The 14,678-nt window shown below is 63.1% G+C and carries 13 protein-coding genes and 1 tRNA gene; 6 read left to right on the top strand and 8 right to left on the bottom strand.

Annotated features, from left to right (window positions below; all coding sequences use genetic code 11):
- The 6 genes from bshA to KF691_07455 all read left to right on the top strand — a co-directional run bounded on the left by bshA (nt 1) and on the right by KF691_07455 (nt 6,514).
- Complete coding sequence (gene bshA / locus KF691_07430) at nt 1-1,152, top strand: N-acetyl-alpha-D-glucosaminyl L-malate synthase BshA (protein MBX3389274.1); 1,152 nt, start codon at nt 1-3, stop codon at nt 1,150-1,152.
- 418 nt (nt 1,153-1,570) lie between these two features.
- Nucleotides 1,571-2,749 carry a hypothetical protein gene (locus KF691_07435; protein ID MBX3389275.1) on the top strand — a complete coding sequence of 393 codons (1,179 nt, stop codon included), beginning with the start codon at nt 1,571-1,573 and terminating at the stop codon, nt 2,747-2,749.
- 274 nt (nt 2,750-3,023) lie between these two features.
- Nucleotides 3,024-3,497, top strand: coding sequence for a hypothetical protein (locus KF691_07440; GenBank protein MBX3389276.1), 474 nt, complete (start codon nt 3,024-3,026; stop codon nt 3,495-3,497).
- On the top strand, nt 3,494-4,357 hold the full coding sequence (locus KF691_07445; protein ID MBX3389277.1) for a hypothetical protein: 864 nt from the start codon (nt 3,494-3,496) through the stop codon (nt 4,355-4,357). Before KF691_07440 ends, KF691_07445 begins: the two co-directional genes overlap by 4 nt.
- Nucleotides 4,358-4,557: 200 nt before the next feature.
- Nucleotides 4,558-5,214, top strand: coding sequence for a hypothetical protein (locus tag KF691_07450; protein MBX3389278.1), 657 nt, complete (start codon nt 4,558-4,560; stop codon nt 5,212-5,214).
- Between the two features lies 1 nt (nt 5,215).
- On the top strand, nt 5,216-6,514 hold the full coding sequence (locus tag KF691_07455; protein ID MBX3389279.1) for a site-specific integrase: 1,299 nt from the start codon (nt 5,216-5,218) through the stop codon (nt 6,512-6,514).
- Here KF691_07455 and KF691_07460 read toward each other — a convergent pair.
- From KF691_07460 to KF691_07495, 8 genes are all read right to left on the bottom strand, one after another.
- Nucleotides 6,477-6,551 (bottom strand) — tRNA-Glu (locus KF691_07460). The two genes, KF691_07455 and KF691_07460, sit on opposite strands and share 38 nt — an antisense overlap.
- 70 nt (nt 6,552-6,621) lie before the next feature.
- Nucleotides 6,622-7,836, bottom strand: a complete 1,215-nt coding sequence (locus KF691_07465; GenBank protein ID MBX3389280.1) for a SpoIIE family protein phosphatase — start codon at nt 7,834-7,836, stop codon at nt 6,622-6,624.
- Entirely contained in the window at nt 7,833-8,996 is a 1,164-nt protein-coding gene (locus tag KF691_07470) for a response regulator (protein ID MBX3389281.1), read from the bottom strand. The genes KF691_07465 and KF691_07470 overlap by 4 nt, the downstream gene beginning before the upstream one ends.
- Nucleotides 8,993-10,024, bottom strand: coding sequence for a chemotaxis-specific protein-glutamate methyltransferase CheB (cheB, locus tag KF691_07475; GenBank protein MBX3389282.1), 1,032 nt, complete (start codon nt 10,022-10,024; stop codon nt 8,993-8,995). Before cheB ends, KF691_07470 begins: the two co-directional genes overlap by 4 nt.
- Complete coding sequence (locus KF691_07480; protein ID MBX3389283.1) at nt 10,024-12,369, bottom strand: hybrid sensor histidine kinase/response regulator; 2,346 nt, start codon at nt 12,367-12,369, stop codon at nt 10,024-10,026. The genes cheB and KF691_07480 overlap by 1 nt, the downstream gene beginning before the upstream one ends.
- Nucleotides 12,366-12,950: a chemotaxis protein CheW gene (locus tag KF691_07485; GenBank protein MBX3389284.1), complete on the bottom strand. Its 585-nt coding sequence runs from the start codon at nt 12,948-12,950 to the stop codon at nt 12,366-12,368. The genes KF691_07480 and KF691_07485 overlap by 4 nt, the downstream gene beginning before the upstream one ends.
- Nucleotides 12,947-14,197, bottom strand: a complete 1,251-nt coding sequence (locus KF691_07490) for a hypothetical protein (protein MBX3389285.1) — start codon at nt 14,195-14,197, stop codon at nt 12,947-12,949. The genes KF691_07485 and KF691_07490 overlap by 4 nt, the downstream gene beginning before the upstream one ends.
- Nucleotides 14,197-14,670 (bottom strand): chemotaxis protein CheW, encoded by a 474-nt coding sequence (locus tag KF691_07495; protein MBX3389286.1) that lies wholly within the window; start codon nt 14,668-14,670, stop codon nt 14,197-14,199. Before KF691_07495 ends, KF691_07490 begins: the two co-directional genes overlap by 1 nt.
- Nucleotides 14,671-14,678 lie beyond the last annotated feature (8 nt).

Genomic DNA, 14,678 nt, shown 5'->3' on the forward strand with positions numbered 1-14,678 from the left:
ATGACGAATTCTCGCACATGCCGCGTCGGGATCACGTGCTATCCGTCGGTGGGCGGGAGCGGGATTCTCGCGACGACACTGGGCGAAGAACTCGCAGCGCGGGGCCACGAAGTCCACTTCATCAGTTACGAGCAGCCATTCCGGTTGAAGTTGCCCTCGGAGCGGATTCATTTTCATCCGGTTGCGATCAACGACTACGGGCTCTTCAAGTATCCGGACTACACGCTGCCGCTTTCGGTGAAGATGGCCGAAGTCAGCGAGCGATTTGCGCTGGATATTTTGCATGTGCACTACGCCGTGCCGCATGCGACCGCGGCGATTCTCGCGCGCTGGATGTTGCCGGAAGGCAGGCAGCCGAAGGTCGTTACGACACTGCACGGAACGGACACGACGTTGATGGGAAAGGACCCGGGTTACGCGCCCGCGCTCCGGCATGCGCTCGCATCGTCGGATGCGGTCACGGCGGTTTCGGGCTTCCTGGCGGAGGAGACCCGGCGGCTGCTCGGAGTTGCGCGCGAGATCGAGGTGATCCCGAATTTCTTCGTCCCCAAGCGGCCGTCGCGCTCCCGCGACGAGGTGCGAGCTGAATTGGGCATGGCGCCGGGTCAGGCGCTGCTGCTGCACAGCTCCAATCTGCGCCCAGGGAAGCGGATGGATCTCTTGCTCGAGGCGCTGTCTCGGATTTCGTCTCGGGAGTCGTTCAAGTTTCTGGTGCTCGCGGGAGAGAGCTTTGAGCAGTATGAGCCGATCGTGCGGCGGCTCGGGCTTGAGAATCAGGTCGTTGTCCGTCACCGCGTGTTCGACATCGAGGAGTTCATGCAGGCGGCGGACCTGACCTTGATCGCATCGGAATCGGAGAGTTTTTGCCTCAGCATTCTCGAAGCGATGTGGTTCGCGTGTCCGAGCGTGAGCACCCGCGTCGGCGGCATTCCGGAGGTCGTCACCGACGGCCGCACGGGATTGCTTGTGCCGTTCGGAAATGTCGCGGCGCTCGCGGGCGCGATCGACACGCTTTTGAAGGACACCTCGCGTCGGGCGGCACTCGGGAAGGCGGCGGAAAGCGATGCCGCGTCTAAGTTTTCCGCAGACGCGATCGTGCCGCGGTATGAGGCGCTCTATCGGAAACTGGGCAAGTCACGCTCGGTCAGGTAATTCGTGGCGCCGGTCTCGCGCTCGCAGACGAAGCGGTGGATTGGTTGGGCGGTGGTCTCAACAGGCATCTTTGAGCCCGCAAAGGCCGGTCACGCCTCGTTCAGCCCCCAAAAAGAGCGCCCGAAGGCCCTTGAGGCGTTTGGAGACGCCGAGAGAATGACCCCGATGGGGTCTGTCACTCGCCCTAATTTCTCGGCGTTTTCGAACAGTTTTCGCGGAGGCGCAGAACGACGATTTTGCGCCGACCGCGAATCGCTTCCGGCGAACCACGAACAGCGCAGAGAAGACCGCCAACTCGCCGAGCTCCTCGAGCAATGGCCATTGCTCGAGCCCCACCTGAAGGCGGCGATCGTTGCGATCGCTAATTCCGGCAAGCCCGCGGACCGGCCAGCGGCCCGCGAGCAGGAAGGAACGATTCATGGCTGATCTCAAAACGGCAATCGGCGCCGACGATTCGGATTTCCAACGCGGCGTCGATCGCGTCAACGCCCGGCTCAATGGACTTGTTCGGACCACAGACCACGTGCGCCGCGGGTTCGGGCAGCTCCGGAATGTCTTCGCCGGCTTCGGAGCGCTCGGCGTTGCTTCGCAGATTGTTCAGCTGTCGAAAGAGCTCGAGGAGATGTCGACTCGTGGTCAGAAGCTGAAGGTCACTCTCTCCGAAATCGCGATCGAGGCAACCAAGGCAGCCAACCAGGAGATCCGAGCGCTTCGGGGCGAATCGGCCGACTCTCGGGCCGATGTCTTCGCCAAGCGAGCCGAGTCGCTTCAGAAGCTCAATGACACCGCATTGGAATACGAGCAGAGTCTCCGCAGCATGAGCTTTCTCGATCGGCTGAAGTTCTACCAGGCGAACACCGAAGACCGCGGACTCATTCCCTCATGGGGCGAGCTGCTCACGGGCCCGCTGGGAAACTATCGGTACGGCCGCCGTATCTATGCCGGCATGGATAGCGTCCGAGAGCGGGCGATCGCCGATCAGTGGGAGACCGTTCGAGCTGGTGAATCGACAGTCACCCAGGGCACGGAGCGGCAGGCCGAAGCGCTCGCGAAGAAACAAGCGCTCGACCTGGCGAAAGCCAAGGTCGCCGAGATCGAAAAGGACGTTGCGGAATCCGCCAAGTCCTGGGATGAGTGGTTCGCGGCGCAGGAAAAGTTCAACCGGGAGCGCGACGAAGAAACCGCCAGGCTGAAGGAACTGCTCGGAGACAGCAAGGGCGCCGATCTCATGCGCCTCCAATCCAAGACTCGAGATCGGATCCGCGAAATCGAGAACAGCGACTTGCTCACTCTGGATGCCAAGCGAGGGCTCATCGGGTTCTATCGAAACCAATCGGCCTACGAGGCGGCATCGATCAACTCCCGATACATGGCCGAAGACGAGATGCGCAAGCAGATCGAATCGAGAAACGTCGCTTATCACTCGCTCTCCGGGTCCGTCGGCGGCGCCACGTTCGCCCAACAGCTCGCCATGCTGGCGCAGCCGGCGGAACGCCCGCTCGAGCAAATGAAAGACATCCAGGAGCGAATCCTCAAAGAACTGATCGCGAGACTTCCGCCGCCTGGCGGCACGATTTCGGCCACATACGGATATTGAATATGCCACTTGAAGTCATCGAAAAAACGACGCAAGCAACAGGCTCGGAAGATTCTCTCGAGCGCGGCCTGCTCAAGCGGAAGATCTTCTGGGTCTGAAAGTACTCGAGGATTGCCGGCCCGATCTTGTCGGACCCGCGATCCGTGCCGCGGGCGCCGATCCCGGATCCGGGCCCGAGTCCGATTCCGAACAGTCATCGGAGCTGGTCGATCTCATCGCGAGAGTTTGTCGGGTGCGAGAGCGACTCGATCGACTCGGAGAGATTGAGGGACGTTTGCGAGCTCAAGCATCGGAATCGGCGCCGGCGAATGTCGGACGCCAGATTCTGGAGCTCCAGGGGCGGCTTGAAACCGCCATGGCGCCGCTCGTCAAACGCGCCGAAGTCTTTCACCAGGCCAAGGCAAATGCCGACGAGGCGAGTGAGGCCGCGGCAAGGCTCGAGGAAGATGCAAAGCGATCGAACGATGCCGACACCAGGAATGCCGCGAGGATCCTGCGGAAGCGGGCGGTTCGTAAGCTGGCGGCTGCGGATCAGCTCCATGGAAGCGCTCGCGACGAGGATTTCGTCGCTCAGAAACGAGCCGCCCAAATCGAAATGCAGCTGCTCGGCATCATGGAAGCGATGGGCCGGCACAACATTTTGCTCGGCCAGATTGGGCGCTGTCAATGGGTAAGCGCGAGAGTTCGCCGGCGACTGGTCGAATTGTCCGTCATTGATCTCCCCTCTTCAACGAAAGGCATCTCATGACTGCAACGAAAAAGAAACCCGCAACCGCTCCCCAGCTCGCTCAGTCTCCCGCTCCGGAGCCGACAAACGTTCCGTCCGCCGGCACGACGGCGGCAGCCGCCGGCGGTTCGATTGCGACTGGACGGAAAGAGCTCGAAGCGATTCTCAACAAACTCGGCAAGGCGCCGCGAGATCTTGTCGTGATGGCGCACGAATGGCTTCAGGATTCGAAAAAGCCGATCAACGATCGCGCGATGATGCTCGTCGAAGACCTGCGGAAATTCCGGCGGGTTCAGGATTCTCTGCGAAAAGAGCAGAAATCGCACAAGCCGAGCGCCGATGCCGCGAAGGTCGAAGACTTGAAAATGGAAGTGCAGCGACTAGAGCAGAACGCCACAACGCTGCGCGGATCCATCCAGGGCGCTGAGGAGGCGATCGGCCGAGCGGAGGATCAGGTTAGAGAGGCCTCCGAAGACGTTGAGTCAGCGAAGCGGGACATGAGCGTGGTTCTCGCGAAGCTCGATCTCAAAACAGAAACCGCGGTTTTGGCCATGAAGCGACAGCTCGAAACGCTCGAGGCCGAAGCGGATACCGTCCGGTCAAGGGTTTCACAACACGAGCGGGTGCGGGTCGCTCTTAGCGCCGCAACAGAGAAGCTCGAGCTTGCCCAGTCTTCGGAGTCAAGCGCCAAGGAGCGGCTGGGCCTGTCGATCGAAAAGGATCGCGCGAACATCGCGGCAATTGAGGGGGAGATCAGCGGGCTTCGAGCCCGGCTATCGGAGCTCGGAGGCACGATCGAACAAGGTGCGGCAATCGAATCGCTCCTGGCTTCGACCGGAGATCGAATGGCTGCGCTCACAATGCCGCTACCCGCTCGATGAATCGCCCCGATGAGCAATCAGCACCCAGCTCGGAGATCGGATCGCTTCGCGTGCTTGTGCGAGACGGTTTCCGAGTTCACCCCGCCGGCATTGCAGAGTCAGACGGTCCGCAGTGCCGGCGGGTTTTTCTTCCCTGTGAGTCATCCGAGCCCGCGCTGCCAATCAGCGCCGGCGGCTCACTCTGACTGAACGGCGAAAACATGTTCACGATCAGCATCGACAAATCGAAATGGGAAGCTCGGTACCGCCGAATCCTCAGCCGGCGAGCATTCGCGCGGCGAGAGGTCGCGATCGCCGCGGCGCAGCTGGTCGCTCGTCGCGCCTTCGCCACGGCGCCGACGGATACGGGCCGGTTCAAGCGGAACCTTGGCGAAGCGGCGAATGCCGCCGGCCTTGGTCCGTTCCTGCTCACACCGACGAAGCGGAGCCGATACGCGGCGACCTATCTCGCTAGGCTCATGGACTCGGTTTCATTCTGGCGGCACATGGACGAGCGCTATCAAAGCGAGCGAAGAACAAGTCAGCCGTTCTACCGGAAGATCCTGCGGAACCGCGCCCGAGCGGAGCTCGAGCTGCAGCGCTTCCAGCAGACCAATGATGCGATCGTGATCGGCGGCCTCTACGGTCAAAAGGATCCTTCCGTCCGCTACAAGATCTACCGCGGCCGCGGCAAGATCCATCAGACCAGGAACACCACGATCGTTGAGATCCACAACACCGAGGCGCATGCCAGCTTTGTGGAGGCCCGCACGAAAACGATGAAGAACGCAATCTCTGCGGTGAAAGCGAGCGGAGTTGCGAGGATCTCCAAGCAGCGATTCCTGAAGGCTCTCGGCGAAAAACAGGGAGGCGGTTGAGATGGCCAGCATCGTGACACAGGCGAACGGTCTGCGGAGAATCGAGTTCGTTTTGTCGGCGACGGATCGCCGGCGGATCCGTCTCGGCCGGATGGAAATGTCGCTCGCCCGCACGATCAATCGCCGCGTCGAATCGCTTGTATCCCACATGCTTACGGGCGAGCCTCTCGATGCCGATCTTTCGAAGTGGGTCGCGGGTTTGGACGATACCTTTCACGCCAGGCTCGCAAGGGTCGAACTGGTCTCTCCGCGGGTGAAGTCGCAGGCCAAAGAGGCCGCGACTCTCGCCAAGCTCCTGGATGCGTTCTTTGCCTCGATCAACGTGAAACCGTCTACGATGACGACGCTCCTCCAGACCCGCACAAGTCTCGAAGCGTACTTCAAGCTCGAGGCCCCGATCGAGACGGTTGGCCCACTCCCGGCCGCGCTCTGGGCAAGGTCGCTCACGGAGTCGGGCTTGGCGCCAGCAACCGCGGCGAAGCGAATCAAGGTTGCGAAGGCGATCTTCGCGAAAGCGGTTCTCTGGGGCTGGATCCAGGCAAACCCATTCGCGGCGATCAAGGCCGGCGGAATGAAGAATCGCGAGCGGTTGCAATTCGTTCCGCGCGAGACGATCTCGAAGGTTCTCGCTCAGACAAAGGACCCCGAGTTCCGCCTCTTGATTCTCCTGGCTCGATACGGCGGCTTGCGGATCCCCTCCGAAGCGTTGCTCCTGAAGTGGGAGCACATCAATTGGGACACGGGGCGAATGAGTATCACATCGCCCAAGACCGAAGGCGCGGACAAGCCGTCCCGCGTGATCCCGATCTTTCCTGAAGTTGCGCCGGCGCTGCAGGCCGCGTTCGATGCAGCTCCCGAGGGTGCGGTGTATGTCATCAACAAGACACGCGGCACCGCGACGAACTTTCGAACGCAACTCGAGCGACTCATCCAGCGAGCCGCGATCCCGTCTTGGCCGCGGCTCTGGCAGAATCTCCGCTCGTCGCGAGCGTGCGAGCTGGCGGCCGACTTCCCCCAGCACGTCGCCGCAGAATGGATGGGGCACGGCGTTGCGGTCGCGACCGCGCACTACTGGCAAGCCCGACCGGAAGACTTCGAACGGGCACTGATCCCAGCGGCCAACGAAAAAGCGGCGCAAAATGCGGCGCAGTCACAGCATCACACGGACCGACAGCCCGCGCCAGCAGCGTCGGCAAGAATTGAAAAAGAGCTTGTTTTGTCGGGAAATGCTTCGCAGGGCGATTCTGCGAGCGGTGAACCAATGACCCCGATGGGATTCGAACCCATGTCCCCACCGTGAAAGGGTGGTGTCCTAGACCAGGCTAGACGACGGGGCCTGAGAGGGGCAAGCGTAGGTGACGAAGGTGCGAAGGGCAATCGAATCGGGGCCGACTTTGCGGGGCGAAATCAGCTGAATCGCGCCAGCACGGCGGAAAAATCGTCCGCGAGGATTTCAGAGCCCGTCATTTTTTTCACCGTTTCGTACAGGTTGTCGAGGCACGAAGCGGTCCGCACGTCCTGCGCTTCCATGAACGCGCGGATGCCTTCCACGCCCCACACCTTACCGGGGGTCGGGAAGACTTCGAACGCGCCGTCGCTGTAGAGAAAAAGAGAAGACCCGGCGGGGAGTTCCGCGCGGTTCGACTCGAATGTCATGTCCGGGACCACGCCGATGGGCGGGCCGGGCGATTCGAATTCGCGGATCGGGTTGCCGGTTCCGCCGCGTTCGATCAGCATCGCGGGCGGATGTCCTCCTCCTGAGTACGTCAGTGTTCGCGAACTGCGCTTGAACACGCCGTACCAGATGGTGAAGAACATGCCGCCGTGCGTGCTCATGGGGAACGACGCGTTCAGCCGCTCGAGCACGCTCGATGGCTCGCGAAGATCGGCGCCGGTCACGCTGCTCGTGCGGAGAGAGTTCATCGCCGAAACGCCGAGAAGCGCCGGGCCGACGCCGTGCCCGCACACATCGAGCACATACATCGCGATGTGATCGTCATCGATTTGAAAGTAATCGAAGCAGTCTCCTCCCAGCGACGCCGAAGGCACAAATCGCCAGTCGATCGAGAGAGGCGACTTCATCGGTTCGGGCAGCAACGATCGGACATACTGCGCCGCTTTGTGCAGCTCGTTGGCCAGCGCCGCCTGGCTTGCACGCAGCGCTTCAAATGCCTGATTTCGCTGGAGCAGGGAGAGATAACCCCGCGAGTGATACCGGATGCGGGCGATCAGCTCGACCGGATCGGGAAGCTTGACGATGTAGTCGTTCGCGCCGCGAGCAAATGCTTCGGCCTTCGTCGCGCCCTCTTCCTTCGAGCTCAAGACGATCAGGGGCGTCAGCCTTGTCGCATCCTGTTCGCGATATTTCTTCACGAGTTCGAGCCCGTCGGCATCGGGCATGACCAGATCTTGCAGAATGACCGTCGGGTTCAACTTCGCGGCGGTCGCGATCGCATCCTGCCCCTTCTGGCAGAAATGAAAACGAATCCCTTCCTGCCCGGCGAGGATCCGGCGCACGGCCTCACCGATGATCAACTGATCATCCACGAGCAGCACGATGCAGGTGTCGAGAGCCGGAGCAGGGACCGGTGCGGTCATCGGATTGGATTCGACCTGGTTCATGCCGACTCCTTGCTCGCTTGTTTCGCGTCAGCACCCTCTCCATTGCCCTGTTCATCATGGAACTGGCTTCCCGCGAGGCGGAACACCATCTCCGATTTTTGCAGCGCATCGACCACCACCGGATCAAACTGCGTTCCGCTCCCGCCTGCAATGATCTTCACCGCCTCCTCGTGCGGCATCGCCGGCTTGTAGACGCGTTTGGATGTGAGCGCGTCGTACACATCCGCCACGCTCACGATCCGCGCCTCGAGCGGGATCTGGTCCTTCGCCAGTTTTCCCGGATAGCCGTTGCCGTCCCAGCGCTCGTGATGGCTTGCGGCGATGTTTCGCGCCATCCTTAAAAGGTCGTCTGAGGGCTGACGGGCGAGGATCGCGCTCAATGCGTCCGCGCCGATTGCCGGGTGCTTCTCGATCACGGTCCGCTCTTCCGGCGTGAGTTTCCCGGGTTTCAGCAGCACGGCATCGGGAATCCCCACCTTGCCGATGTCGTGCAGCGACGACGCCAATTGAAGGTTGAGAATCCATTCGTCCGTCAACTCGGGCATTTTCGCGCGAAGCTGCTCCGCAAGCACGCGGCTGTACGCCGCGATGCGCTCCAGGTGCAGGCCGGTGTCCGTGTCTCTGCTTTCCGCGAGTTTCGCGAGGGCGAAGATCAGCGTGTTGCGGGCGTTCACCGATTCCGCTCGTCTCTCCGCTTCGATTCGTCGCCGTTCCGAATCCGCGTACGCCCGCGCGCGCTGCTGTGCGCGGAACGCTCCCGAGTGGTACCGGATTCGCGCCAGCAATTCCGCACCGTCGGGCAACTTGACGACATAGTCGTTCGCGCCATTGGCAAACGCCTGCGCCTTGGTCTCTCCTTCTTCCTTCGAACTCAAGACGATGATCGGCGTCCGGCTTGTCGCTTCCTGCGCGCGATACCGCGTCACGAGGTCCAATCCATCGGCATCCGGCATGACCAGATCCTGCAGGATGACAGTCGGGCCGATCTTCGCAGCGATCGCGAGCGCTTCCTGTTCCTTCTGGCAGAAGTGAAATCGGATTCCCTCTTGCCCGGCGAGTATCCGACGCACCGCCTCACCGATGATCAATTGGTCATCGACGAGCAGCACGATCGCGCCATCTTCCGGGGGTGCCGCGGCTTGCTTGTTTTCTTCGCTCATGCGCGCCCCGTCACCTTCGTCATGGCGCGGATGATCGCGCCGGCGATCTGACCGGGGGGAAGAACCTCGATTGCCGCGCCAGATTCGACGCACGCTCCCGGCATCCCCCACACCACGCTGCTCGCGCGATCCTGGGCGATCGTGTGCCAGCCCTCTTTTCGCAATCGTTTCATCCCGATCGCGCCGTCTCTTCCCATGCCGGTCAAGACGACCGCGACGCCGCGCGAAACCTGCGGCGCCGCCAGCGATTCGAAGAACACATCCACCGACGGCCGAAACACCGCCTCTTTCGGGTGCGGCGAATAGATCAACCTTCCGCCCGGATCCAGCACAAGGTGATCGCCGGTCGCGGCGATCGCAACCCGCCCCGCACGCGGCGATTCTCCAGCGGTCGCGATGCCGATCGCCTGACCCGATTCCGCGCCGAGCCATGAAGCAAGCCCGGGTGCGAACTGCAGATCGACGTGCTGCACGATCACGACCGGCCACGGCAGCGGGCGCGGCAACGCATTGAGAATCTGCGAGAGCACCATCGGGCCGCCGGTCGAAGCCCCGATGGCAACAAGCGGCGGGGTCGGTGCCAGCGTTCGGTTGGGGTCGAACATCGGAGCCAACGCGGCCTCAGTGTTCCCGGCGCCCGCGATCATCCGGATCGCCTGCACCTTGCGTGCGAGCGCTTCGGCGCGTTCGACTCCGCCCCCGGCGCCGAGCCCCGGCGTTTCGACCGCATCGAGCGCGCCCGCGCCGAGCGCCTCAAAGACCTTGCTCGAGTTCCCTTCGACGGTCGCGGTGACGACCAGGATCGGGCACGGAGTCTTCGCCATGATGCGGCGCGTTGCTTCGACGCCGTCCATCACCGGCATGATCATGTCCATCAGGATGATGTCCGGCACATCGGTGGCGCACTTGTCTACGGCCTGCTTGCCGTCCTCGGCGATCCATGCGATTGTCGCTCCCGGAATCGTGGTGACCGCGCGCCTCAGCGCCTCGATCGCAAGCCTCAAATCATTCACGATCGCGATCCGCATTACACCGGCGCTCCGATCAGGTCTTCCACCATGCGAATCAACGAGTCGTCATGAAAGCTGCTCTTGGTCAGATAGGCGTTGGCCCCCGCTTCGAGTCCCGCAAGCCGATCCTCCTCCCGATCCTTGTACGACACGATGATCACCGGCAACTCGCCGAAACGAGATTCCTTCCGGAGTGCGCGGATCAGTTCGATTCCGGTCATCCGCGGCATATCCACATCGGTGACAAGAAGATCAAACTTCCCGGCTTTCAGTGCGTTCAGACCTTCCCGCCCGTCAACCGCGACTTCCACGTGATAGCCGCGCCGCTGGAGCAACTGGCGCTCCACTTCGCGCACGGTGATCGAGTCGTCGACGACAAGGATTCGCCGACGCGCCGCGTGCGCCGCTCCGCCCTGCTTTGTGATCACTCCGAGTGGCTTGCCCTCCTGCAGCGATTGCTTGACCGAGCGGAGGAGATCATCCACATCCACCACAATAACCGGAAGCCCGTCCGCGCGGATCGAAGCCGCCGCGATGTGCGCCACGCTGCCGAGTCGAGCATCGATCGGACGGATGACGAGGTCCTCTTCACCGCAGAACTCGTCGACGATGAGCCCGCACAAGTCATCGCTCTTCCCGCCGATGACCAGCACCGACAGCACAGCGCTGCTTTGGTCTGGCGCCTCGCCGCCCAGCATGTCGCTCGCCCGCAGCAGGCCGACCGACTGCTCATCGAGCGTGAACTGGAGCCGTCCCTGTACCGGTCGCGCATCTTCGCGTGCGACCAGAACTACGCGGTGCAGACGCGCGAGAGGCACGGCGAACAACTGCCCGCCGATGCGCACGAGCGCCGCCCGCAGCACCGAGCGAGTCACGGGCAGTCGCATCACGAAGCACGTGCCTTTGCCCGGATCGGATTCGAGCGAAATCGTCCCTGAAACGCCCTGGACCATCGACATCACAACGTCGAGCCCCACGCCGCGCCCCGAAATCTCGCTCACCGACTGCTTAGTTGAAAATCCGGGCAGGAACGGGAACTCCATCAGTTCCTGCTTCGAGAGCTTCGCCGCGGTCGACTCGTCCACCATCTTGCGTTCGACGACCTTCCGCCGGATAGCGTCCGGGTCGATGCCGCGTCCGTCATCCTGGACTTCGACGACGAGCATGCCGCTCTGGTGGCGCGCCGTGAGCTTGATCGTCGCCTTGGGTGGCTTGCCCAGCGCGATGCGTTCGGCTTCGGGCTCGACGCCATGATCGAGGCTGTTGCGGATCATGTGCGTGAGAGGCGACTCGAGTTTCTGCAGTATCTCGCGATCGACTTCGACCCCTCCTCCGACGAGCGTGAATTCGACGCTCTTGTTGAGTTGTCTTGCGATGTCGCGCACCATGCGCGGAAACGCGGTCGTCCCTTCCGTGAAAGGCCGCATGCGACTCCGCAGAACTTCGGTGTAGAGCGCGCCGGACAACTCTTCCACGCGCCGCATCGTCTCATCAAACCGCGCCGAGTGTTCGAGCACCGCCCCGCGCAGGCGGCCGGTCTCGGTACCCAGAGATTCGAGCATCGTGTCGAGCTCGGCGTCGCTCTGCTCGGGCTTCCCGCGGCGTCTCGCCTCGTGTACCTGCTCGCGCAGTGATTCGATCCCGTTCTCGAGGGCACGCTCGCGGGATCGCAAGTTTTCGGAGAGGGCACGCAGCCCCTGCATCCGCGACGCTTCGACCGTCGATTCCCCTGCCAGCGAGAGCATCCGGTTCAGTACATCCGACGCGACGCGCACGCTCGTGGCGCTCCCTTCGCTCGGCGCTTCGCGCGCCGGCCCAGAAGCAGGGGACGGTGATGTAGCCGTTGCAGGCGGCGCCGCGGCCGGTGCGGAAACAGGTGAAGGTGAGGAAGCAGCGGGGATCGACTCGGAAGCCGGTGCCGCGGGCGGTGGGGACGAAACCGGCGCGGCGCCTGCGGGCGCGGGAGCCTTCAACTCTGCAACAAGCGCATCGATCCGACTCGCTTGAGACGAGGTCCATGCGCCGAGCTCCGACTCGGAAATCGCCCGGATTTCCGCGAGCACGTCGACGCCGCGCAGCAACTGATCCACGCGTGCCGCTGTGAGCTTCTCGCGTCCGGCTTTGGCGGCAAGAAAACATTCTTCCATCACGTGCGCGAGCGTGACGACCACATCCAGCCCGACGATCCGTGCCGCGCCCTTGACCGAGTGCGCCGCTCTCATCAGCGGTTCGACAACCGACGTGTCGCCAGGGTTCTTCTCGAGCGCGAGCAAGCCCTCGGTGAGCGCGGCACAATGCGATTCCGCCTCGAGCTTGAAGAGCTCGAGCATCGAAACGCCCGCAAAGCCGCCGTCATCGCTCATGCGAGTGCCGCCTTGAACCCGGCCAGGATTCGTTCGCCATCAAGAACGGTCACAGGCCGATTGTCGACTTCCGCCAGCCCGGCAACGAACGCGCCGAGCGCATGCTCTACGGTGAGGGGCGCCGAGGCGAGCGCCGATGGATCGACCCGTCCGATCCCGTGCAGCGCATCCACTTCAAAGGCCCACGCGGCGCTGGCGGGACCGATGACCATCGTTCGGAGTGGCTCGGTGTTCGCATCTTCTCGCGCCGGCATTCCGAGCAGCCGCCGCAGATCGGCGCAAAGAACCAGCTCACCCCGCACATTACACACACCACGCAACACTCCGCCCGACCGATGCGGGATGCGAACGGGCTGGGCGAACGCGGTCACCCGCCGCACGACGCTCGCCGGTAGCGCCAACGACTCGTTTCCGAGTCCGAACAGCACGACGCCGATCCGCCCGCGCTCCCCCGTTTCCGCCGGGCTTGCGGCGTCTTCGGTCGAAGCGCGAACATCCGATTCAAGAAGCGGTCGCTCCAGGAGCCGAAACAGCGAATCCGAATGACTGCCGAAATGTGGGGGTGGTGTGCTCGCGCTCATGGCTTCTCACCATCTTTGCCGTTCGGTTGAACGCGACGCAGCCGATTCCACAAGCGGTCGGCCATGGCTTGATCTCCCATTTTCTCGAAGATCATGGCGAGCTGGAGCAGCGCAGTGGGACGTGCGGGTTCGAGATACAGCGCCTGTTCGAACAGCGCTTTCGCGCCGGCGGAATCGTTGGCAGCGCCCCGCAACGTACCCAAGAGTTCGAGCGCCGGTGCGCTCGGGCCCTTCTTTGCCAGGATCCGCCGGATCAAATCTTCGCTTTCGATGGTGCGCCCTTCATCCGCCAGCGTCCGCGCCTCCTCGAGACCGGGCTCCGGGCGGCTGTGCTTCGCGATTACCTCGACCGGCGGGCGTGCTGCGGCGGTCGTGCTACTCGAAACCGCCGCACGCCGAATCTGAGGCGGACCAAACGCCGGTGATACGCGGTCCGGCGTTTCGCTCCGCGATGTCTGCTTCGTAAGTGTCGGTGCGACGCGTTCGAGTGCAAAAGCGTGCGGTGCTTCGAGCCGCTTCATCGCCGTCCCGATCGCCAGCATCTGTTCGGCGTGCCCGACAAAGAGCAGGCCCCCCTCGACGAGCGAGTCGGTGATCGACGTCAGCAACCGTGCCCGTGCACCCGCGCTGAGATAGATGAGCAGATTGCGGCAGAAAACGACATCCGCACCCGCCGTGCCGAGCGTTCCCGCATCAAGCGCATCGGCGCGCCGGAATCGAACCATCGCACGAATCTGCTTGTCCACCAAGATCCGCCCCGGTTCATGCTGCAAGAATTGGATCGCCCACGCCGGAATCTCGTGCCGGAGCGAAAACGATCCGTATTCGGCCTGCCTCGCGCGTTCCAGCACGGCGCCGCTCCGATCGATCGCGTCGATCGTCACGCGCTCATCCGGCCAGCCCGCGTACGCCGCGGCCATCGCCATCCCGTACGGCTCCTCGCCCGTGGCGCACCCGATGCTCATCATGCGGAGTGAAGCGGCCCCTGAAGCGAGTTTGGACGAAAGTTGCTCCACCAGCAAGCCAAAGGAGTGGGGGTATCGAAAGAACCAGGTTTCCGGAACGGCGATCGATCCCGCGATGCGCTCGGCTTCCTCCGGCGAGCGCTCGAGCAGCGACAGATACTCGTCTTCGGTCGAGAGCCCGAGTGATTGCAAACGCTCGTCGAGCAGCGCGCGAAAGCCCGCGCCGCGCATCAGATCGGCGTCGAGCGACATCCGCTCGCTCAGCCATCGCTGCACGCGCATCACGCGGCACCCGCTTTCACCCGCGACCAGAGCAGCTCCGCCTGTTCCGGCGTGAACAATTCGCGAGGCCGGACTTCCTGCACCGCTCCGTAGCGGGTTTGAGCGACCTTGCCCAGGAAGCGAGACTGCTCGACCCAAAAGCCAGGGTGCGAGCCGGGCGCCTCGAACGCGGGCCGATCGAGTTCGAGCACGTTTTCAACCCAGAGCCCCGCGCGTTCGAGCGCGGCATGTTCGCCGACGCGGACGACGATGACACGGTTCGACATCCGGTCTTCCTGCGGGTTGCGACCGAGAAGGCCCGCAACATCCACCAGCGGAATGAGCGTTCCGCGATAGACAAAGAGCCCGCGCACCCATCCCGGAACCGCCGAGCAGGGCTCCGCCTGCACCGGCGCAAGGACTTCCACCACGTCGGCGACCGCCGTCGAGAAGACCAGCCCTCCTGCGCGCCAGATGACCGCGAGCGAACTCATCGCTTCCC

Source organism: Phycisphaeraceae bacterium (genome assembly GCA_019636555.1).
Lineage (GTDB): Bacteria > Planctomycetota > Phycisphaerae > Phycisphaerales > UBA1924 > JAFEBO01.

What these genes read in the sequence shown, in the direction of transcription:
- bshA (MBX3389274.1), top strand. Translation starts at nt 1, where the DNA reads ATGACGAATTCTCGCACATGCCGCGTCGGGATCACGTGCTATCCGTCG.
- KF691_07435 (MBX3389275.1), top strand. Translation starts at nt 1,571, where the DNA reads ATGGCTGATCTCAAAACGGCAATCGGCGCCGACGATTCGGATTTCCAA.
- KF691_07445 (MBX3389277.1), top strand. Translation starts at nt 3,494, where the DNA reads ATGACTGCAACGAAAAAGAAACCCGCAACCGCTCCCCAGCTCGCTCAG.
- KF691_07450 (MBX3389278.1), top strand. Translation starts at nt 4,558, where the DNA reads ATGTTCACGATCAGCATCGACAAATCGAAATGGGAAGCTCGGTACCGC.
- KF691_07455 (MBX3389279.1), top strand. Translation starts at nt 5,216, where the DNA reads ATGGCCAGCATCGTGACACAGGCGAACGGTCTGCGGAGAATCGAGTTC.
- KF691_07465 (MBX3389280.1), bottom strand. Translation starts at nt 7,836, where the DNA reads ATGAACCAGGTCGAATCCAATCCGATGACCGCACCGGTCCCTGCTCCG.
- KF691_07470 (MBX3389281.1), bottom strand. Translation starts at nt 8,996, where the DNA reads ATGAGCGAAGAAAACAAGCAAGCCGCGGCACCCCCGGAAGATGGCGCG.
- cheB (MBX3389282.1), bottom strand. Translation starts at nt 10,024, where the DNA reads ATGCGGATCGCGATCGTGAATGATTTGAGGCTTGCGATCGAGGCGCTG.
- KF691_07480 (MBX3389283.1), bottom strand. Translation starts at nt 12,369, where the DNA reads ATGAGCGATGACGGCGGCTTTGCGGGCGTTTCGATGCTCGAGCTCTTC.
- KF691_07485 (MBX3389284.1), bottom strand. Translation starts at nt 12,950, where the DNA reads ATGAGCGCGAGCACACCACCCCCACATTTCGGCAGTCATTCGGATTCG.
- KF691_07490 (MBX3389285.1), bottom strand. Translation starts at nt 14,197, where the DNA reads ATGCGCGTGCAGCGATGGCTGAGCGAGCGGATGTCGCTCGACGCCGAT.
- KF691_07495 (MBX3389286.1), bottom strand. Translation starts at nt 14,670, where the DNA reads ATGAGTTCGCTCGCGGTCATCTGGCGCGCAGGAGGGCTGGTCTTCTCG.